This window comes from Bradyrhizobium sp. CCGE-LA001, assembly GCF_000296215.2.
Taxonomy (GTDB): Bacteria; Pseudomonadota; Alphaproteobacteria; order Rhizobiales; family Xanthobacteraceae; genus Bradyrhizobium.
The window spans coordinates 1,323,003-1,343,415 of the sequence record NZ_CP013949.1 but is presented as its reverse complement, the minus strand read 5'-3'; the positions used below and the strand labels follow the sequence as shown (position 1 = coordinate 1,343,415).

Here is a 20,413-nt window from a genome sequence, read left to right as displayed (position 1 = left end):
GCCTAAGCGTTGAGTTCTCTGCTTCGTGACGCGAAGCCTCAGCCGCACGGTGTAGCATGCCGTGCTTCCGAGCCGGACATCCGGACCTCGGCCTCTCATAAGGATGATGATGTCCTCATACCGATCGGCTGCCTGCCTCCTTGCCGCGCTTTCGACCAGTGTCCTGACGGCTGGCGCGTCCCTCGCCCAGACCACGGTGACATCGCCTCCACCCGCTAGCTTCACGCTCAGCAACGGTATGCAGGTCGTGGTGATCCCGGATCACCGCACACCCGTGGTCACGGAGATGATTTGGTACAAGGTCGGCTCGGCCGACGAGACGCCGGGCAAGTCCGGCCTCGCTCACTTCCTCGAGCACTTGATGTTCAAGGGCACGGCGAAGCACCCGGTCGGCGAATTCTCGCAGACCGTACTCCGCGTCGGCGGCAACGAGAACGCCTCGACCTCGGTCGACTACACCAATTACTACCAGCGTGTTCCGAAAGAGCAGCTGCCGACCATGATGGAGTTCGAGGCCGACCGCATGACCGGCCTTGTCCTCAAGGACGAGAACGTGCTGCCCGAGCGCGACGTCGTGCTCGAAGAATACAACATGCGCGTCGCCAACAACCCGGACGCGCGGCTGAACGAGCAGATCATGGCCGCGCTCTATCTCAACCATCCCTATGGCCGGCCGGTGATCGGCTGGCATCAGGAGATCGAGAAGCTCGATCGCGAGGACGCGCTCGCCTTCTACCGCCGCTTCTACGCGCCGAACAACGCGATCCTCGTGATCGCCGGCGACGTCGACGCCGCCGAGATCCGTCCGCTGGTCGAGCGCAATTTCGGCTCCATCCCGGCGCAGCCCGCGATCCCGGCCCGGCGCGTCCGACCGCAGGAGCCGGAGCCGGCCGCGCCGCGCACCGTCACGCTGGCCGACCCGCGCGTCGAGCAGCCGAGCATGCGGCGCTATTATCTCGTGCCTTCGGCGACCACGGCTGCGGCCGGCGAAAGCGCCGCGCTCGACGTGCTCGCGCAACTGATGGGCAGCGGCAGCAATTCCTATCTCTACCGCGCCCTCGTCGTCGATAAGCCGCTCGCGGTTTCCGCCAACGCCAGCTATTCCAGCATCTCGCTCGACCCGACGCAGTTCGCGATCTCGGCCGCGCCGAAGCCCGGAATCAGCTTCGCCGAGGTCGAGCAGGCGGTCGACGGCGTCATCGCCAATGTCGCGCAGAACCCGATCCGCGCCGAGGACCTGGAGCGGGTCAAGACCCAGCTCATCGCGGAAGCGATCTACGCCCAGGACAACCAGGCGGTCCTGGCGCGCTGGTATGGCGGCGCATTGACCACAGGCCTGTCGATCGAGGACATCAGGAGCTGGCCCGACCGCATCCGCGCGGTCACCGCCGAGCAGGTCCGCGCGGCCGCGCAGAAATGGCTCCAGAAGAAGCGCTCGGTGACGGGCTATCTGATCAAGGACACTACGGCTGCCAAGCCCGAGGAGAAGCGTTCGTGACCTATCCCTTCCTCCGACGCCTCGCATTCTCCCTTGCTACCGGCGCGACGCTCGCGCTCGCTGCTGCCTCGCCGTCGCAGGCGGCCGCAAAGATCCAGCGCCTGGTCTCGCCCGGGGGCATCGAGGCCTGGTTCGTGCAGGACGCAACGGTGCCGTTGATCGCCATGGAATATTCCTTTGCCGGCGGCTCGGCGCAGGATCCCAAGGACAAATCGGGCGTCGCCAACCTGGTCGGCGACCTCCTCGACGAGGGCTCCGGCGATCTCGACTCCAAGACCTTCCACGAGCGGCTCGACCGCCGTGCCATCGAGCTCTCCTTCAACGCCACCCGCGACACTTTCCGCGGCAGCCTGCGCATGCTGCGAGACAACAAGGACGAGGCCTTCGACCTGCTCAAGAGCGCGCTGACCTCGCCGCATTTCAACCCTGCCGATGTCGAGCGTATCCGCTCGCAGGTCGTCTCGGGCCTGCGTCGCGAGACCACCAATCCGACATCGCTGGCGAGCCGCAAATTCCTGGAGGTCGCCTTCGGCAGCCATCCCTACGGCCGACAGACCAATGGTAACCTCGACAGCGTGCCGACCATCACGGTCGCCGACATGAAGGATTATGTCGGCCGCGTGCTCGCCAGGGACGGGCTGAAGGTCGCGGTCGTCGGCGACGTCGATCCCGCGACGCTCGGCAAGCTGCTCGACCACACCTTCGGCAGCCTGCCCGCCAAGGCCAACCTCACGCCGGTCCCGGATGTCGAGGCCGCCACGCCGCCGCAGCGCGCCTTCGTGACCCTCGACGTGCCGCAGACCGTGATCACCTTCGGCGGCCCGGGAGTGAAGCGCAGCGATCCCAACTTCATGGCGGCCTACGTCGTCAACCACATTCTCGGCGGCGGCGGATTGTCCTCCCGGCTCTATCGCGAGGTCCGCGAGAAGCGCGGGCTGGCCTATTCCGTGTACGAATCGCTGCTCTGGATGGAGCATTCGGCGCTCTTCATCGGCAACACCGGCACGCGCGCCGACCGTTCTGGCGACACCATCGACGCCATCGAGAAGGAAGTGCGCCGCATCGCCGAGGAGGGCCCGACACAGAAGGAGCTCGACGAGGCCAAGTCCTACCTCAAGGGCTCACAGATGCTGGCGCTCGACACCTCCTCCAAGCTGGCGCAGGCGCTGCTGCAATACCAGCAGGACAAGCTGCCGATCGACTACATCGAGAAGCGCAACGCCATCATCGATGCCGTGACGCTTGATGACGCCAAGGCGGCAGCCAAGCGGCTGTGGGGCCAGGGCCTCCTGACCGTCGTCGTCGGCCGCGCCCCGCAGGCCGCCGCTCAGCCGGCGTCAGCACCGGCGACGAAGTCGAACTGACGGCCGAAGTCCGGTACGTCTCCTGAAATGGCCGGGTTCGCCCGGCCATTTGCATTTCCAGCACCACCATTGCCGAACGCGGACGTTCGCGATATGTCCGAACATCAGGAATGGTGCCATCATGCTGCGGATATCCCGCGATCTCGTCATCGACGAGGACGACATCGAGATTGGTTTTGTCCGCGCCTCCGGGCCCGGCGGGCAGAACGTCAACAAGGTCGCGACCTCTGCGCAACTGCGCTTCGACACGCGCAAACTGACTCTGCCGGAGGATGCCGCCATCCGGCTCGCCCGCATCGCGGGTCAGCGTATGACCAAAGACGGCGTGATCGTGATCCACGCCCAGCGCTTCCGCACCCAGGAGCGCAACCGGCAGGATGCCATCGACCGGCTGGTCGAGATGCTGCGCGAGGCGATGGTGCGCCCGATTCCGCGGCGCGCGACGCGGCCGACCTTTGCGTCCAAGCAGCGCCGGCTCGAAGGCAAGAAGCGCCGTAGCGATGTCAAGGCAAAGCGCGGGCGCGGCTTCGACGACTAACATACGCAGAAAAACTCCGGCCGCGAGGCGACCGGAGTTTCGCCGTATCAAACCGCGAGACTAGTAGCGCTTGGATGGGGCAGCACCGCCCGTCGTGGCATCGTCGGCGGTCCCCTTGTGCGCAGCGCTGCCGGTGGTACCGACCGTGCCCCTGGTGCCTTTGGTCGACTTCATGCCGGTCTTTTCGCCCGCCGCGCCCGGCTGGGCATTCATCTCCTCATCGCCACTGCCCATCGTGCTGCCCTGCATGGGCTTGCCTTGCATGGTGCCGCCTGGCTTGGCGGTGGGAGGCGCGCTTTGCGCGAGAACCGGCGTCGCAATGAGGGCCGACAGAGCGCATGCGATCATCGAGGTCTTCACCAACTTCATCCATTTCTCCTGGATTGTTCGCGATGAATGGCCCGGCGGCTCCCGCGCCGCTCGTCTGCACCGAACCATTGCATTGCGTAAAGAGTTCAAGCGGCGCGACCGTCATGCAATGCGCATCGTATGGTGATCGTTTAGGGATTTGACGGCGGTTTCGCGGAATTGTGCTCCGCATATAAGGCAGCGCGGAACAACACGCGCAGCAAAACATCTCGGCGCACAGCGAAATAGCCCGCTACTACCACCGCATCTTCGACGCCGCCTAGAGTTTGCGCAGATTGATTTTGATGCGGATGGGCGGGTTTTTGGTGATGCGCGCAATCGTGCTGGGATTGTGCACCGCGATGGTGCTGGTGGTGCAGGTCGCCGACGCGCAAATGCCATTGCCGGCCGCAAAGCCGCCGGATGGCGCCACACTCTTCAAGCAACAATGCGCAGTGTGCCACACGTTGAGCCTGTCAGAACCGATGCGGCAAGGTCCGGCGCTGGTGAAGATCGTGGGACGTCCCGCCGGCAAGGTCGAGGGCTTCAGATATTCGGAGGCCCTGTCGAAGGCTGACTTCGCCTGGGACGAGACGAAGCTCGACGCCTGGCTGAACAATCCGCAAGCCGTCATTCCCGGCGTGAACATGGTGTACCGGCAGGCCAAACCGGAGACGCGCGCCGCCATCATCGCTTACCTGAAGGAGCAGAACTGAATGGCCAAGCCCGTTCATTCCATGATCCGCGTGCACGACGAGGCGCGTTCACTCGACTTCTACAGGCGTGCCTTTGCCCTTGAGGTCGCCGACCATCTGAAGTTCGCGGATTTTGCCCTGATCTATCTGCGTCATCCCTCCTCACCTTTCGAGGTCGAGCTGACAGTGAATTTCGATCGCAAGGAGCCGTATCAGCTTGGCGACGGTTACGGCCATCTCGCCGTGGTGGTCGAAGATCTCGACGCCGAACACGCCCGCTTCGAGCGCGAGCAGCTCGCACCGGGTCCGTTGCGGGATTTCAAGCACGACGGTCGGACGCTGGCGCGCTTCTTCTTCGTCAGTGATCCCGATGGCTACAAGATCGAGGTGATCCAGCGGGGCGGGCGTTTCGGCTGATCAAATTACAAGAACAAATCACGAGAATTGAAGGAGGAATGCCATGAGAGAAATCGATCGTCGAAGCAAGCACAGCCGCCGCGTCTTTCTCAAGGGCGCAGCAACCGCCGTACCGGTCGTCGCCGTGGCGACCAGCGTTGCCGTCAGCATCGAGGACGCCTGGGCCGATGAAGCGAGCACCCTGTCGCCGGCGACGATGAAGACGCTGCTGAAGGTCGCGCGCGACATCTATCCGCACGATGTCCTCGGCGACAGTTACTACATCACCGCGATCAAGCCGTGGGATGGCAAGGCGGCCAAGGACGCGGCCGTCAAGTCGCTGATCAATGGCGGCATCGCGCGGCTCGATCAGAACGCGCGGGATCGCTACAAGGTCCCCTATGCCGACGTGCCCTGGGAGGCCGACCGGGTGGTTCTACTGAAGGAAATCGAGCAAAGCGACTTCTTCCAGAAGGTGCGCGGCGACCTCGTCGTCTCCCTCTACAACCAGAAAGAGGTCTGGCCGCGCTTCGGCTACGAGGGCTCCTCCGCAGAGCATGGCGGCTACATCAACCGCGGCTTCGCCGACATCGACTGGCTGCCGAAGGCTTAACGTCACCCAACGGTTCAGGAGAACGCATATGGCAAAATTCGATCTGAACGATTCCGGCGTTGTGGTGATTGTCGGCTCCGGTGCCGGCGGCGGCACGCTGGGCAACGAGCTCGCGCAGAAGGGCGTCAAGGTCGTCATTCTCGAGGCTGGCCCCCGCATCGAGAATCACGACTTCATCAATGACGAATGGGAGAGCTTCTCGCAGCTCGCCTGGACCGACGCGCGCACCACGTCGGGCACATGGCGCGTCGCCAAGGATTTCTCGGGTCTCCCTGCCTGGATCGTCAAGGCGGTCGGCGGCTCGACCACCCATTGGGCCGGCGCCTCGCTGCGCTTCGACGAGCACGAGTTCAAGGTAAAGACCACCTACGGCAACATTCCCGGCGCAAATCTCCTGGACTGGCCGGTGACGCTCGCGGAGATGGAACCGTGGTACGCCAAAGCCGAGAACAAGATGGGCGTGACCCGCACCAACGGCATTCCCGGGCTTCCCGGCAACAATAATTTCAAGGTGCTTGAGGCCGGCGCCAAGAAGATCGGTTACAAGACCGTGCACACCGGCAACATGGCGATCAACAGCCAGCCGCGCGACGGTCGAGGCGCCTGCCAGCAGATCGGCTTCTGCTTCCAGGGCTGCAAATCCGGCGCGAAATGGTCGACGCTCTACACCGAGATCCCGAAGGGCGAGGCCACCGGCAATCTCGAGGTCCGTCCCGGCAGCATGGTGGTGAAGATCGAGCACGATGCCAGCGGCAAGGTGTCCGGCGTCGTTTATGCTGACGAGGGCGGCGCGATGCAGCGCCAGAAGGCGCGTATCGTCGCGGTGGCCGGCAATTCGATCGAGAGCCCGCGGCTCCTGCTCAACAGCGCCTCCACCATGTTCCCCGACGGACTCGGCAATTCATCGGGTCAGGTCGGCCGCAACTACATGCGGCACATGACCGGCAGCGTCTATGCCGTGTTCGAGAAATCAGTGCACATGTATCGCGGCACGACCATGGCCGGCATCATCCGCGACGAGTCCGTCAACAACCCCAAGCGCGGCTTCGTCGGCGGCTACGAGATGGAGACGCTGTCGATCGGACTGCCCTTCATGGCGGCGTTCCTCAATCCCGGCGCCTGGGGACGCTCGTTCACGTCAGCGCTCGACGGGTATCCCAGGATGGCCGGCATGTGGCTGGTCGGGGAGGACATGCCGCAGGAGACCAATCGCATCACGCTCGATCCGGTCGTGAAGGACAAGTTCGGGCAGCCGGTTGCGAGCGTGCATTTCGACGATCATCCCAACGACGTCGCGATGCGCGCGCACGCCTACAAGCAGGGCGCCGCGGTCTACGACGCGGTCGGCGCCACCGTGACCTATCCGACGCCACCCTATCCGAGCACGCACAACCTCGGCACCAACAGGATGAGCGAGAAGCCCAGGGACGGCGTGGTCAACAAGTTCGGTCAGAGCCACGACGTCAAGAACCTGTTCGTCTCCGACGGCAGCCAGTTCACCAGCGGCGCGGCCTGCAACCCGACGCTGACCATCGTCGCGCTGGCGATCCGGCAGGCGGACTACATTGCGGGCGCGATGCAGAAGAAGGAAATTTGAGGCCGGATAGGTAAACCGCTCTCTCCCCGTCATTGCGAGCGGAGCCAAGCAATCCAGAATCTCTCTGTAGCAACAGTCTGGATTACCTCGTCGCAAGGGCTCCTCGCAATGACGGCGGATGGAGTCTTGTAGCCCGGATGGAGCGAAGCGTAATCCGGGGCCGCCGTCACGTGTGGCCCGAAACCCGGATTGCGCTTCGCTCCATCCGGGCTACGCACTTCTTGTTGCGAGCAGCTACTCGGCTGCGTCGAGAATGGGCGCGACGGTCGCCTTGAAGTCCGGCACCGGCACCATGCTTCGGGACCGGTAGATAAGGCAGGAGCAGCGCAGCAGCGAAGCAAAATTGTTGACCTCACCGTGGTGGTCGAGCACCTCGTTGTAGAGCGTGGTCAGGAACTTGCCGAGGCTCATGCTCTCCTTGGCCGCGATTTCCTCCAGCGTGTCCCAGAACGCCATTTCCAGCCGGATCGAGGTGCAGTGCCCGCCGATCCTCAAAGAACGGGTCTGGGATTCGTAATCGCGTTGGGGCTGGTGTGCGAAGAGATGGCACATGGCGTCCTCCCGTCCTGTTGCCATTTTTTCACGATGCTACACCGCGGCCCGGCACCTCACAATCAGGACGGTGGCCGGATATCCGTTCGCCCGGGTTGCGCGATTCTCTCGAACGCCCAATGTCTTCAACGCCATAGAGGGCCGTTTTCCCCAGCCCGCGACGCCGCTGTTGCCGAACCCATGGTTTTGACGCAACACGGCCTAGAATAGTGCTGCCAGCGAATCCCCGTTCGAGCCCAAGATCGAGTTCATGCCCGTCCGCCAGCTTCCAGAGCAAGTCGTCAACCGCATCGCAGCTGGCGAGGTGGTCGAACGCCCGGCGAGCGTGGTCAAGGAGCTGGTCGAGAACGCGATCGATGCCGGCGCGAGCCGGATCGACGTCTTCACCGACGGCGGCGGGCGACGGCGGATCGGCATCACCGACGACGGCGGCGGCATGACGGCGAAGGATCTCGCCCTCGCCGTCGAGCGCCACGCCACCTCCAAGCTCGACGACGAGGATTTGCTCCAGATTCGCACCCTCGGCTTCCGGGGCGAGGCGCTGCCCTCGATCGGGTCGGTCGCGCGGCTCTCCATCACCACGCGGCATGCGAGCGAGCCGCATGCCTGGGCGCTATCCGTTGAAGGCGGCGAGAAGTCCGGGATCATGCCGGCGGCGCTGGCGCATGGCACGCGCGTCGAGGTTGGCGACCTCTTCTACGCAACGCCGGCGCGGCTGAAGTTCTTGAAGACCGACCGCACCGAGGCGGAAGCGATCCGCGAGGTGGTGCGGCGGCTGGCGATGGCGCGGCCCGACATCGCGTTCACACTGGCAGGCGAGGAACGCGCACCGGTGACCTGGGCTGCCGCGCTGCCCGGCGCCGCTGGCCGCCTGACGCGGCTCGGCGATATCCTCGGCGCGGAGTTCCGCAGCCACGCCATCGAGGTCCATGCCGAGCGCGAGGGCGTCGTCGTCGCCGGCTATGCCGCGGCGCCCGCGCTGACCAAGGCCAACGCGCTCGGGCAATATCTCTTCGTCAACGGCCGACCGGTGCGCGACAAGCTGATCCTCGGCGCTGTGCGCGCGGCCTATTCCGACTATCTGCCGCGCGACCGCCATCCGGTCCTGGCGCTGTTCGTCACGCTCGATCCGCGCGAGGTCGACGCCAATGTGCACCCGGCCAAGACCGAGGTGCGCTTCCGCAATGCGGGCCTCGTGCGCGCCCTGATCGTGCACGGCTTGAAGGAAGCTCTCGCGCGTGAGGGCCGGCGCACGGCCGCCAATAGCGGCGAGAGCGCCCTGTCCGCGTTCCGGCCCGCCTTCACGCCGCAGCGTTCGGCGAGCTGGGACTGGCGCGCCTCGCCATCCGCCCCGGTCGCGCCGATGCCGTCGTTCGAAGGCTCCGCAGCGCCTGTCTTCGCCGAGCGCGCGCAGGCCGCCTTTGATGTCGGTGCGCCCAGCGCGGACGTGCGGATCGAGAGCCAGCCCGCCGGCGATCTCGTCGACCGCCCGCTCGGCGCCGCGCGCACGCAGATCCACGAAACCTACATTGTCTCGCAGACCCGCGACGGGTTGATCATCGTCGACCAGCACGCCGCGCATGAGCGCATCGTCTATGAGCGTCTCAAGGCCTCGCTGGCTACGAACGGCGTGCAGCGGCAGATCCTCCTCATTCCCGAGATCGTCGAGATGGATGAGGCGACGGTCGAGCGCCTGATCGAGCGCAGCGAGGAACTGGCCTTGTTCGGCCTCGCCATCGAATCCTTCGGGCCCGGCGCGGTCGCGGTGCGCGAGACGCCGTCGCTGCTCGGCAAGACCAATGCGGGCGGGCTGCTGCGCGATCTCTCCGAGCACATGGCCGAATGGGACGAGGCGCTGCCGCTCGAACGCCGGCTGATGCATGTCGCGGCGACCATGGCCTGCCACGGCTCGGTACGCGCGGGGCGCCGGTTGCGGCCGGAGGAGATGAACGCCCTGCTCCGCGAGATGGAGGACACGCCGAACTCCGGCCAGTGCAATCACGGCCGGCCGACCTATGTCGAGCTGAAGCTGAGCGATGTGGAGAAGCTGTTCGGGCGGCGGTGAAGGTGCCGTAGGGCGGGTAAGCGCAGCGTAACCCGCCTCTTCTGCATCCGCAGCGACGATGGCGGATTACGCTGCGCTAATCCGCCCTACGCAGGAACACGAACTCCGTGTCGTCATACGCCCGCCGCTCCAACTCCCCGTATCCCGCCGGCGTCGCGAACTGCGCGTCCTTCGCCTCTTCCACCACCAGCAGCGCGCCCGGCGTCAGCCAGCCGCCATCGCGTAGGCTCGCGAGCGCCTTCTCCGCAAAGCCCTTGCCATAGGGCGGATCGAGGAACACTAGCGAGAACGGCTCGACCGGATGCGCCGGACCGAGATCGGTCGCATCGCGGCGATAGACTTTTGTCACGCCGCCGAGGCCCAGCGACTCGACATTGTTGCGCAGCAGGGCCCGCGCCTCGGCGCCATTGTCGACGAACAGCGTGAACTTCGCCCCGCGCGAGGCCGCCTCGATGCCGAGCGCGCCGGTGCCGGCGAAGAGATCGAGCACGCGTGCATCCACAATCGGATCGTCATAGGCATGCACGAGGATGTTGAACACGGACTCGCGCAGCCGGTCCGCCGTCGGGCGGATGTCGCGCGAGGACGGTGAGGCGAGATTGCGCCCCTTCAAACGACCGCCGACGACGCGCATCACACGGGTCCGTCATGCCCGGGCTTGTCCCGGGCATCCACGTACTTCAGCGATGGGCGCATGCAGGACGTGGATGGCCGGGTCGAACCCGGCCATGACGACCGCTTGCACGGTATCGAACTCGCCCCGACCATTGAAAGTTACTCGCCATCCCGCGGCGTCAGATCGCGCTTGCCGTGATAGCCGCGCTTGGGTCGGCGCGGCGGGCCGTAGCCATTCGCTTCCATCTCGTTGCGCTCGCGCGCCTCCTCGCTGCCGGTGCGCTGCACCAGCACGCGACGGCCCTTGCGGTCGTTGATCACCGCGCGCTTCATCGGCTTCTTCGGTGCATCGTCCCCGCCCCCGGCGGATTTCGCAGGCACGTCGAACTCGGCCCCCGACTTCTCGATCACCTTGTCGCCGAGCTGCTCGCGCAGCACGCGCGAGCGGATCTCGTCGACTTGGCCTTCGGGAATCTCGCCGAGTTGGAACGGGCCGTAAGACACCCGGATCAGCCGGTTCACCTCGAGCCCGAGATGGGCGCAGACGTTGCGCACCTCGCGGTTCTTGCCTTCGCGGATCGCGAACACCAGCCAGACATTGGCGCCCTGGTCGCGCTCCAGCGTCGCCTCGATCGGACCGTATTTGACGCCCTCGATCTCGATGCCGTCCTTGAGGGCGTCGAGCTGCGCCTGCGTAACGTCGCCATGGGCACGGACGCGGTAGCGCCGCAGCCAGCCGGTGTCGGGCAGCTCGAGCGTGCGGGCGAGGCCGCCGTCATTGGTGAGCAGCAACAGGCCTTCGGTGTTGAAGTCGAGCCGGCCGACGCTGATGAGGCGCGGCAGGCCTTCGGGCAGATTGTTGAACACGGTCGGACGCCCCTCGGGGTCGTCATGCGTCGTCATCAGCCCGCGCGGCTTGTGATAGAGGAACAGCCGCGTGCGCTCGCGCGGCGGCAACGGCTTGCCGTCGACCATGACGACGTCATTTGCGGTGACGTCGAGCGCCGGCGAATTGATCACCCGGCCGTTGACGGTGACACGGCCCTGCGTGACCATCTCCTCGGCATCGCGCCGCGAGGCCAGCCCCGCACGCGCCAGCGCCTTGGCGATGCGCTCGCCGGCCTTCTTCGGCTTCGGTGCGTCTTCGCGACGCGGCCGACCCTCGAAGTCGCGATCGCGCTCGCGATAGGCACCGCGGCCGCCGAAGGCGGGGCGCTTCTCGAAAATCCTGCTGTCATCCTCATTGTCGCGTCGCGGACGATCGCCGAAGCGGCCCTCGCTACGCGGATGCTCGTGCCAATCGGAGCGGCCCTCGGAGCGCTCGCGTGGACGACTGAATTTCGGGCGATCGCTGCCGCGCCCACTGCGCTCGCCGTCGCCGTCACGACGAGGCCGATCGAATTTGGGACGATCCTCTCGCGGGCGATCGAATTTCGGGCGGTCGCGGAACGGGCGGTCGCCGGAGGCGCGATCGTCACGCGACCGCGAGAAGCGCTGACGATCCTCGCCACCTTGCCGATCGTCACGCTTCTGCCAGGGCTTTTCTTCGCTGCGGTCGCGGCCGCCGAAATCCTTGCGAGGACCTTTGCTGAAATCCTTGCGCGGCGGCCGATCGCCCCGCGGAGCCGCGTCGCGCTTCTGCCAGGGTTTTGAGTCGCCGCGCTCGCCGCGCTCGCCGCCGCGGGAAAACTTCCGCTCGCCGTCGAACTTGCGCTCCGGGCGGTCGCCGCGCGGCGCATAGGGCCGTTTGTCGCCGAACTTCCGCTCACCGGTCCGGCCGGCCGGACGGGCATCGTCGCGATCCCGGCTGCGCGGCGGGCGGTCGTCGCGGCTATAGGAGGGGCGATCACCGCGCGGCTTGAACGGCCGCTTCTCGTCATCGCGCGAAGAGCGATCGGAAAACGGGCGGTCGCCGCGCGGCTTGAAGCTGCGCTCGCCGCGGCCTTCGCCGCGATCGTCGCGCTTGAAGCGCGGGCGGTCGGAAAAATCGCGGCGCGGGGCATCGCCCTCCTCGCGGCGGCGGAACGGGCGGCTGTCACGGTCGCCGCGGGGCGGACGACTGTCGCGGTCGCCCCTCCCCGCACTCTTGCCCTCGAAGCCGCGCTTGGCGAATTTCTTCTCGGGCCCGCGCGGCTTGCCGCTGCGGCCCTTCGATGGCCCCTTGGCCGGGCCTCGCCGGCCGCGGGAGTCGTTGTCTTTGTCGCTGTCGCGAGGCATGAATGATCTCACTCAGGGGGTCGTGCGATGAGCATTGTGCGCGCTCGCTGCGAGCCGCATGCTCAGGCAAAATCGGTATCCACTCTTGCTGAAGGCGGAGCTAGTAGCAGGTTTCTGGCGATGATACGAGGCATGAAAGCCCCTTCTTTCATGGATTTGGCGCTTGAGGCGGCCGAAAATGCTGGAAAATCGGGCGAAGTTCCGATCGGATGCGTGGTCGTGCGCGCGTCCGAGGTCATCGCCACCGGGGCCAACCGGACGCTGACCGACCGTGACCCGACCGCCCATGCCGAGATCGTCGCGCTGCGCGAGGCGGCAAAGAAGATCGGCAGCGAGCGCCTCCCCGAGTGCGACCTCTACGTGACGCTGGAGCCCTGCACCATGTGTGCGGGCGCGATCTCCTTTGCAAGGGTGAGGCGCCTCTACTACGGCGCGGCCGACCCCAAGGGCGGCGCAGTGGACTCAGGCGTGCGGTTCTTCGCCTCCCCGACCTGCCATCACGCGCCCGACGTCTATTCCGGCGTCGGCGAGAGCGAGGCGGCCCGGCTGCTGCGGGAGTTCTTTCGCGAGCGGCGGTAGGAGCTATGCACTCCACTGTCATGCCCCGACTTGACCGGGGGCATCCAGTACGCCGCGGCCTGTCGAGTCGATCGCTGGCGTCACGGAGTACTGGATCGCCCGGTCAAGCCGGGCGATGACAGTTGTGGGTGTGGCGCACCGCGGTGCCTAAGCCGCGAAGAACTCGCGCAACGCCCGCGCGGTATCGTCCGGATTCTCCTCGGTCAGGAAGTGCCCCGAATCCACCGGCATGCCCGCGACGTTCGTGGCCCATTGCGTCCAGGTGTCGAGCGGGGTCGAGGCGGCCTGGGCGATGCCGGCATTGCCCCACAGCGCCAGCATGGGGATGGTGATCTTCTTGCCGGCCTCGAAATCGGCCTTGTCGAGGTCGTAATCGAAATAGGCGCCGGCGCGATAGTCCTCGCACATCGCATGGATCCGGGCGGGATCGCGGAACGGGGCGAGGTAGTGCTCGAGCGCGCGCGCGTCGATGGCGTCCAGCGTCTTCGACTTGGTCTGGCTCGCCATCTTGAAGCGCAGGAAGAACTCGCCATTGCCCGCGATCAGCGTCTCCGGCAGCGGATAGGGCTGCGCCAGGAAGGTCCAGTGATAGATCTTCAGCGCATAGGCGCGGTTCATCCGCTCCCAGTAATCATAGGTCGGCAGGATGTCGAGGACGGCGAGTTTCGACAGCCGGCCGGGATGGTCGAGCGCGAGGCGGTAGGCGACGCGGCCGCCGCGGTCGTGGCCCGCGAGCGCGAAATGCACGTGGCCGAGGCGCTCCATCACCTCGATCATGGCCTTGGCCATGGCGCGCTTGCTGTAGGGAATGTGCAGCGCATCGCTGGCGGGCATGTCGGACCAGCCATAGCCCGGCAGGTCGGCGATGATCAGCGTGAAGGCGTCAGCGAGCTCAGGCGCCACCTGGTGCCACATCACATGCGTCTCGGAGAAGCCGTGCAACAGCAGCAGCGGCGGGCCCTTGCCCGCGACGCGGGCGAAGATGCGGCCGAAGGAGGTGTCGACCCATTCGGCGGCAAATCCCGGATAGAGGTCAGCGAGGTCGGACATCTTTTTGCATCCTTGTCTGGTCAGGCGAGGGCCGCCTCGACACACCAATGGTCGAAAACAACCCCATGCACAGTACCGGTATTATCGTCGGGGCAGCTAACCCCAACGACTGATTGTATATTCTGGAATGTGGATGTGGCGGCGCGGTGACACAATGCCTCGAGATTCCGGGTCCGCGCGTCTGTCGCGCCGTCCGGATCGGCAGCCTATTTCCCAGCCTTCTCCGCCTCCACGGCCTGCCAGCCGATGTCGCGGCGGCAGAATCCTTCCGGCCAGTCGATGCGGTCGACGGCCTGATAGGCACGGCTTTGCGCCTCGGTCACGGTCGCACCCAGCGCGCAGACGTTGAGCACGCGGCCGCCATTGGCGAGAATCGCGCCATCCTTCTCGACGGTACCAGCGTGAAAGATCTCGGCGGTCTCGACCTTCGCGGCCTCCTCCAGGCCAGAGATCCGCGTGCCCTTCTGGTAGTCGCCGGGATAGCCCTTGGCCGCCATCACCACGGTGAGCGCGGCTTCCTTATGCCAGCGCAGGTCGAAATTCTTCAGCTGCCCGTCGCAGGCGGCGAGGAACGCCGGCACGATGTCCGACATCATGCGCAGCATCAGCACCTGGCACTCGGGATCACCGAAACGGACGTTGAACTCGAACAGTTTTGGGCCCTGCGTCGTCAGCATGATCCCGGCATAGAGCACGCCGCGGAACGGCGTGCCGCGCTGCTTCATGCCTGATACCGTCGGCAGGATGATCTTCGCCATGATCGCGTCGTGGACGGCAGGCGTGACCAGCGGCGTCGGCGAATAGGCGCCCATGCCGCCGGTGTTCGGGCCGACATCGTGGTCGAACACGCGCTTGTGGTCCTGGGCGGACGCCAGCGGTATAGCGGTCTCGCCGTCGCAGAGCGCGAAGAAGCTGATCTCGCGGCCCGGCAGAAACTCCTCGATCACGACCTCGGTGCCGGCCTCGCCGAAGGCGCCCTCGAACATCATGGCGATGGCATCCTCGGCCTCGCGCACGGTCTTGGCGACGACCACGCCCTTGCCGGCGGCAAGGCCGTCGGCCTTGACCACGATCGGCGCGCCCTGGCTCTGCACATAGGCGCGCGCATCATTGGCATTGGTGAAGCGCTTGTAGGCGCCGGTCGGGATGCCGAATTCGGTGCACAGCGCCTTGGTAAACCCCTTGGAGCTTTCGAGCTGCGCCGCCACCTTGCTCGGCCCGAACGCCTTGATACCGGCCGCGGTGAGATCATCGACGATGCCGGCCGCCAGCGGCGTCTCCGGACCGACCACCACGAGCTCGACCTTGTTCTTCTTGCAGAAGTCGATCACCGCAGCATGGGCGGCGACATCAAGCGCGACGCACTCCGCCTCCTTCGCGATGCCGGCATTGCCGGGCGCGCACCAGAATTTAGTCACCAGGGGGGAAGCCGCGATCTTCCACGCCAGAGCATGTTCGCGGCCGCCGGAACCGAGCAGGAGAATGTGCATCGAAGGCTCAGGAATGAGGGGTTTGGCTGGGGCGGAGGTCGCATGAATCGGGGTGCGGCTCAAGGGGGATAGGCCCGAACTTCCCGTCATTCCGGGGGGCCGCTGCGCATCGGTGCCGATTGATGTGCCCTCCCCCTTGTGGGAAGGCTTGGTCACAGAGAGCGTCGGCTCGCTCGGATGCGAGGTCTGCTTCCCTGGATGGAGCCCTCATCCGGCGCTTTCGCGCCACCACCCACAGAAGGAGAGAATTTGCCTTCTGTAGGCTCCACGCTTCCACAGGTCTTACGACGAGGTCAACGACCCGCTCGCCTTGCTAGTTTGGCCGGCGCGGGACGGTCCCATCGAACGTTCGAGAAGCTGACTATCGAGAATTCCGAGAACAAGGCGCGTATCGCTTCGATCAGACGGCAGCGGCCTGTTGAGTGAGCCGCGACCAGTTTTTCTCACTGTACTGTGCCAACTGCAGTAGCTGCGTGAGCGCTGCCCAAGCGTTCAATTCGCCTATCTCGGATGTTCGGCCGTGCGCAGCTTCATCTCTCCAATAGCTCATGATCGAAAGGGCGGACGAAAACTGGATATCGGGAGTAATGGCCTTTAGAAGCTCCGAACGTCCTTGCGGCCGCCGGTACCTTTTCAAGGTCTCAGTTTCGCCGAGTTTGACGAAACCAATCGAAAGTAAGACAGCTTCGGCGGCTGCACCGCTCATGGCGCATGACGCCAAGTAATTTCGGGTCCTGTAAGTTCCTACGGCCTCTGTGGCTCGCTGACCAAAGGCGTCGCCGAACTTCGTGAACTCATCGAACAGTTCTGCCATCCGGCCTATTTCAATAACCTGTCGATCACCGGCGCTTTCGACCCAACGAATGCCGTTGGCCGTCAACGAAAATTTGCGATCAATGTCGCCGCCAGACGCGACCCCGGTCTTTGAGGGGTTCCTGTACCCCATTCGGAGCACGCCGAGGCGGCATAGCTCAGCGACGGCATCGTAGAAAGCACTAACGTGCGCATCAGTTTGTTGGCTAGAACTAACGCCTTGTAGAGACCAATATCGGTCCAACTGATGGGGAACATATAGGTCGGCGCCGTGGCTCTGCCGCCTAGCTTGATCGTCGTGAGCGATACGAGCCAAGTACTCGATGAGAAACTCGAAGATTGTGTCGACGTGAATGCTCATTTTGGTCTCTATCAGGAACGGCGTTCGTCGACCAGCCGGTCGCGTATCTCAAATATCTTCTCATCGCGACAGCAGACCGTGAGCGCTGGCGGACCCCAGTTTGTAGCGGCTTGCCAGGTGCTGTCCTATGCACCCCTAACCTCCAACTGGTCTGGCTCAGAAAATTCGGTCAGAACCAAATCATCACCAACGGCGCGATTGAATGCGTCGAAATCTGCGGCGGTCCTCAAATAAAACCGCAGCCCGCGCTTATCATTGACTTCTTTCACGTTAGGTGCCGAAAGCCGCGTTTCCCAAAATTGCTCGTCAACATCAAATCTACCAAGCTGCCAAACATACCCGAATGCCGGTCGGCACGTTACCCAGAAGCGTCGCTTACCGCCAATGCGATAGATAACTTGCCGCCGATAGAGCCGCGTTTCCTGATTGCTCGCAAGGGCAGCTCGTATGAAGTCGGAGACGGCAGGATTTTCGATAGCCTTCAGTGCATCGTCCCAATCTTTCCACGAGGCGGAGGTGCGACCAGCTTTTTCGGAGCCACGAGTGAGAGCCGCTATTTCAATGGGCGGATACACACACGTACACGTTAGGTAGTCATTCCCACCCTCCTGAGACAGCGACAGCCGGTAGCATCGAATATCGACTTCAAAGATTTCGTGAAGCCATTCGGCTGCGATCAGGAGCGCGGGATCGAAGTCCTCCGCAACAAGTATTATTCGCTGATCTTGATTGATCGCAGAGACGTCCGAGCCAACGTGTTCTTCAATGTCGGCCCGCGCATCGTCGTATGACTGCTTGTAGTTCGTTGCCAGAGTTTGAACAAATCGGTCAGACGGCCACTTAGATATCATTCCGGCGTAGCTTATGGCCTGGAGCAACTGAAGTTTATGCGTGCCGCGCTTAAGTTCGATGACGACAGTTGTTCCATCTTCGTCTGTTGCAAGAATATCAATCCTATCGGGTACGGCCTCAGACGGACGAACTTCTTGGCCAATCACCCAAAGATTTTCACCGATCTCTTCGCAGAAGCTGTCGGGGTCTGTGCAGATCATCGCCTGCAAGTCCCTTTCCCAGTGATCGGCGTCCACAAAAGTGGATTTCGTCAGTCGGACCAACTTTTTTCCGGCTCTATCGATACGAAGCACCGTATTTCTCCACGCCTACATTGACCCTCGCGCTATTATGGCAAGTTCTTGGAGGCCGCGGAAAGGGTCAACAGCGCACGGGAAACGCAGGGACCAAGATCATCCGGTCGCACGGGCAGCCCGCAAGCCACAGGGAGGTCGCCAAGCGATTTTCCGGCCCTAGCCAGACACCTGCCGAGACTTCCGGCGCATCAACTCCCTTCCTAAAGCGGCCCAGCGGATCAGGACACAACGCGGACACAGAGGGTAGTCCCCGCAGATTATGTCCGTCCCCTGGGATAGCAGCGGACCGCACAAGCATATCTTCGACGCTAGCGTAATGGCGGGATGAGATCAGACCTGCAGCGTCGCCACATGGCGCGAAGGCCCCGCGGCCGGCCGCCGTGGCGGTCACCGTGGTCTGCGACTTCTTGCTGACGAAGGCCTTGCCGACCGAGACATACCCCGCCTTGGCAAGCATCTCGATATGCGCGCCGGGATTGCCGTCAGTAGCGCCGATGTGCTTTTCAGGGGGGCGAATTCGAAGCCGGTGCCCTCCGGCAGCGCATGGAGCGCGGCTATGATCTTCAGCCGCAACGGCTAGGGGATGATGTCGTCCGGGCCGGCCAGGCGCTTGCTGGCATTCGACTTTTCGCCGCTCAAGCGATCGGCTACACGGAAATATGCATTTTCGCCGTGTGATCACGCGCTCCGATCCAACAAGGCCTAAGGGATGACTGACAAGCTGCAGCCGGGCGCGCCCGCCCTGGAAAAAGGGCTGGACCTTCTGGAGGCGCTGGCGGGCGCGGCGCGCGGGCTCAGCCAGAAGCAGCTCGCCGAGGCCGTCGGGCGCTCCGTCAGCGAGATCTTCCGGATGCTGGTGGCGCTGGAGCGGCGCGGTTATGTCGCGCGTGATCCCGCGACCGGCGAATACACGCTGACGCTGAAGCTGTTCCGGATCGCCTCGCAATTCCCGCCGACCGAGCGGCTGCTGAAGGCGGCGCTGCCGGTGATGGAGCAGCTCGCCTCCCGCGTACAATTGTCCTGCCACCTCACGGTGCTGCACGGCGAGCAGTTCATGGTGATCGCCCGGATCGAGCCGGAATGGTTGATGGGCTGGTCGGTCAAGGTCGGCGCGGTGTTTCCGCTCACCCAGCAATATGCGTCGGCGAAGGTTCTGGCGGCCTTCCAGCTCGAGGGCCGGCGCGAAGAGCTTGCGCAGGTCATCGCGAGCAACGATCGCATCAGCGTCAAGAAGGCGCTTGCCGCGCTCGACCGCATTTCCGCGGAGGGCGGAAACTTCTCCAACGACGACGGCTATACGCGCATCCTTGCCTATAGCTGCCCGATCATCGAGGCCTCCGGCCGCGCGGTGGCCGCGATGACCGTCCCGTTGGTGCGGCAGGATCAGATCCCCGCCAGCGAGGCCAGCACCATTGCGGCAGAGCTGCGGGGCGCGGCGAAGATCGTATCCGAGAAGATCGGCGGCATCGCCTAACAACGTGTACTCATAGACTCGGCTTGCATGCAAAGCGGAAGCTCCGACCTCGGGCGGGATCGGCGGCTCGTGACCCCGCGGCGGACATCAGGACGCGGGGATTGGCACTTTCGGGAACTCCAAGCTTGGTGCAGACTTCAGGCCATATTTCGAAGAATTGGATCGGGTGCTGCCAATGCCAATTTTCCTTGACCGACACGATCTCTCGGGGCTGACCGCTGCCGATATCGCCGAGGCGCATCGCAAAGATTTGGAAGTGCAAGATAGATACGGCGTTCGTTTTCTAACGTACTGGTTTGATGAATCGCGCGGTACGGGCTTCTGCCTCATTGACGCACCGGATATCCGAACGGCGATGAAGGTTCATGACGAAGCTCACGGCGACGTAGCGAAAGATGTCATCGAAGTGGACCTCTCGGCGGTCCAGGCGTTTCTGGGGAGAGTATCCGACCCGGCACCTAGCGGCGCGGCAGACGATGTAAAATTCGATTCGGCGCTGCGGGCTATCTTGTTCACCGACATCGTCGGCTCTACCAGCATGACGGAGCGTCTTGGCGATGCTCGTTCAGTGGAGATGGTTCGGGCTCATGACGCGCTGGTGCGCCGGGCCTTGAAGGACGAGGGCGGGCATGTGGTGAAGCACACCGGCGATGGTATCATGGCATCCTTTGCCGACGCCGCTGCTTCCGTGCAATGCGCCCGCGCCATCCAACGCGCATTTGAGGCCTTCAATCTGGCGAGCAAGGAGAAGCTTCAGGTGCGAATTGGCATCGATGTCGGCGAACCGATTGCTGACAGCAACGACCTTTTCGGTGCGACCGTTCAACTGGCCGCACGTTTGTGTCAGTTGGCCGAACCGAATGCTATTCTCGTGTCAAAGGCTGTACGGGATTGCATCCGGGATCGCGTGCAAGTGTCAAGTTTGGGTGCCCATCAGCTCAAGGGCTTTCAGCAGCCCATTGATGCATACGGAATCGAATGGCGTTAACTTTCGCGACTA

Annotated in this window: 20 protein-coding genes; 11 read left to right on the top strand and 9 right to left on the bottom strand. The window is 64.2% G+C overall.

Going from position 1 to position 20,413, the window contains the following annotated elements:
* The first annotated feature begins 106 nt into the window (after positions 1-106).
* The 3 genes from BCCGELA001_RS06455 to arfB all read left to right on the top strand — a co-directional run bounded on the left by BCCGELA001_RS06455 (position 107) and on the right by arfB (position 3,400).
* Positions 107-1,498, top strand: coding sequence for a M16 family metallopeptidase (locus BCCGELA001_RS06455; protein WP_442855173.1), 1,392 nt, complete (start codon positions 107-109; stop codon positions 1,496-1,498).
* Positions 1,495-2,862 (top strand): M16 family metallopeptidase, encoded by a 1,368-nt coding sequence (locus tag BCCGELA001_RS06450; protein ID WP_060734870.1) that lies wholly within the window; start codon positions 1,495-1,497, stop codon positions 2,860-2,862. Before BCCGELA001_RS06455 ends, BCCGELA001_RS06450 begins: the two co-directional genes overlap by 4 nt.
* Before the next feature lie 121 nt (positions 2,863-2,983).
* Positions 2,984-3,400 carry an alternative ribosome rescue aminoacyl-tRNA hydrolase ArfB gene (gene arfB / locus BCCGELA001_RS06445; RefSeq protein ID WP_008544296.1) on the top strand — a complete coding sequence of 139 codons (417 nt, stop codon included), beginning with the start codon at positions 2,984-2,986 and terminating at the stop codon, positions 3,398-3,400.
* A 60-nt stretch (positions 3,401-3,460) separates the two neighbouring features.
* Here arfB and BCCGELA001_RS06440 read toward each other — a convergent pair whose 3' ends face one another.
* Positions 3,461-3,769 (bottom strand): hypothetical protein, encoded by a 309-nt coding sequence (locus tag BCCGELA001_RS06440; RefSeq protein ID WP_008544294.1) that lies wholly within the window; start codon positions 3,767-3,769, stop codon positions 3,461-3,463.
* Positions 3,770-4,077: 308 nt separating this feature from the next.
* Between BCCGELA001_RS06440 and BCCGELA001_RS06435 the strand changes: the two genes are divergently transcribed.
* Genes BCCGELA001_RS06435 through BCCGELA001_RS06420 form a run of 4 tightly spaced genes read left to right on the top strand, consistent with a single transcriptional unit; the run spans position 4,078 to position 7,049 of the window.
* Positions 4,078-4,464, top strand: coding sequence for a c-type cytochrome (locus tag BCCGELA001_RS06435; protein WP_083543497.1), 387 nt, complete (start codon positions 4,078-4,080; stop codon positions 4,462-4,464).
* Entirely contained in the window at positions 4,465-4,860 is a 396-nt protein-coding gene (locus tag BCCGELA001_RS06430; protein WP_008544290.1) for a VOC family protein, read from the top strand.
* A 43-nt stretch (positions 4,861-4,903) separates the two neighbouring features.
* Entirely contained in the window at positions 4,904-5,452 is a 549-nt protein-coding gene (locus BCCGELA001_RS06425) for a Twin-arginine translocation pathway signal (RefSeq protein ID WP_060734869.1), read from the top strand.
* Between the two features lie 28 nt (positions 5,453-5,480).
* Positions 5,481-7,049 carry a GMC family oxidoreductase gene (locus tag BCCGELA001_RS06420; RefSeq protein ID WP_008544276.1) on the top strand — a complete coding sequence of 523 codons (1,569 nt, stop codon included), beginning with the start codon at positions 5,481-5,483 and terminating at the stop codon, positions 7,047-7,049.
* A gap of 234 nt (positions 7,050-7,283) precedes the next feature.
* Here the strand turns inward: BCCGELA001_RS06420 and BCCGELA001_RS06415 are convergent, their stop codons facing one another.
* Positions 7,284-7,601, bottom strand: coding sequence for a ribbon-helix-helix domain-containing protein (locus BCCGELA001_RS06415; RefSeq protein WP_008544274.1), 318 nt, complete (start codon positions 7,599-7,601; stop codon positions 7,284-7,286).
* Between the two features lie 250 nt (positions 7,602-7,851).
* Between BCCGELA001_RS06415 and mutL the strand changes: the two genes are divergently transcribed.
* Positions 7,852-9,666, top strand: coding sequence for a DNA mismatch repair endonuclease MutL (mutL, locus tag BCCGELA001_RS06410; RefSeq protein WP_060734868.1), 1,815 nt, complete (start codon positions 7,852-7,854; stop codon positions 9,664-9,666).
* A 76-nt stretch (positions 9,667-9,742) separates the two neighbouring features.
* Here the strand turns inward: mutL and rsmD are convergent, their stop codons facing one another.
* Entirely contained in the window at positions 9,743-10,300 is a 558-nt protein-coding gene (gene rsmD, locus BCCGELA001_RS06405) for a 16S rRNA (guanine(966)-N(2))-methyltransferase RsmD (RefSeq protein WP_060734867.1), read from the bottom strand.
* A gap of 140 nt (positions 10,301-10,440) precedes the next feature.
* Positions 10,441-12,498, bottom strand: a complete 2,058-nt coding sequence (locus BCCGELA001_RS06400) for a pseudouridine synthase (protein WP_060734866.1) — start codon at positions 12,496-12,498, stop codon at positions 10,441-10,443.
* Positions 12,499-12,618: 120 nt separating this feature from the next.
* Here BCCGELA001_RS06400 and BCCGELA001_RS06395 point away from each other — a divergent pair, with 120 nt between their 5' ends.
* On the top strand, positions 12,619-13,077 hold the full coding sequence (locus tag BCCGELA001_RS06395; protein ID WP_060734865.1) for a nucleoside deaminase: 459 nt from the start codon (positions 12,619-12,621) through the stop codon (positions 13,075-13,077).
* 147 nt (positions 13,078-13,224) lie between these two features.
* Here the strand turns inward: BCCGELA001_RS06395 and BCCGELA001_RS06390 are convergent, their stop codons facing one another.
* The 5 genes from BCCGELA001_RS06390 to BCCGELA001_RS39415 all read right to left on the bottom strand — a co-directional run bounded on the left by BCCGELA001_RS06390 (position 13,225) and on the right by BCCGELA001_RS39415 (position 18,396).
* Complete coding sequence (locus BCCGELA001_RS06390; RefSeq protein WP_008544246.1) at positions 13,225-14,127, bottom strand: alpha/beta fold hydrolase; 903 nt, start codon at positions 14,125-14,127, stop codon at positions 13,225-13,227.
* A gap of 206 nt (positions 14,128-14,333) precedes the next feature.
* The gene (gene purD / locus BCCGELA001_RS06385; RefSeq protein ID WP_060734864.1) at positions 14,334-15,617 is read right to left on the bottom strand and encodes a phosphoribosylamine--glycine ligase; all 1,284 of its coding nucleotides are present in this window, start codon (positions 15,615-15,617) and stop codon (positions 14,334-14,336) included.
* A 400-nt stretch (positions 15,618-16,017) separates the two neighbouring features.
* Positions 16,018-16,791, bottom strand: a complete 774-nt coding sequence (locus BCCGELA001_RS06380; RefSeq protein ID WP_060734863.1) for a hypothetical protein — start codon at positions 16,789-16,791, stop codon at positions 16,018-16,020.
* Positions 16,792-16,916: 125 nt separating this feature from the next.
* The gene (locus BCCGELA001_RS06375) at positions 16,917-17,936 is read right to left on the bottom strand and encodes a hypothetical protein (RefSeq protein WP_144441174.1); all 1,020 of its coding nucleotides are present in this window, start codon (positions 17,934-17,936) and stop codon (positions 16,917-16,919) included.
* Positions 17,937-18,003: 67 nt separating this feature from the next.
* Positions 18,004-18,396 carry a transcriptional regulator gene (locus tag BCCGELA001_RS39415; protein WP_063921092.1) on the bottom strand — a complete coding sequence of 131 codons (393 nt, stop codon included), beginning with the start codon at positions 18,394-18,396 and terminating at the stop codon, positions 18,004-18,006.
* Between the two features lie 252 nt (positions 18,397-18,648).
* Here BCCGELA001_RS39415 and BCCGELA001_RS06365 point away from each other — a divergent pair, with 252 nt between their 5' ends.
* Both BCCGELA001_RS06365 and BCCGELA001_RS06360 read left to right on the top strand, forming a co-directional pair.
* Positions 18,649-19,413, top strand: a complete 765-nt coding sequence (locus BCCGELA001_RS06365; protein ID WP_008544230.1) for an IclR family transcriptional regulator — start codon at positions 18,649-18,651, stop codon at positions 19,411-19,413.
* A 175-nt stretch (positions 19,414-19,588) separates the two neighbouring features.
* The gene (locus tag BCCGELA001_RS06360; protein WP_008544228.1) at positions 19,589-20,401 is read left to right on the top strand and encodes a nickel-binding protein; all 813 of its coding nucleotides are present in this window, start codon (positions 19,589-19,591) and stop codon (positions 20,399-20,401) included.
* The last annotated feature ends 12 nt before the right edge of the window (positions 20,402-20,413 follow it).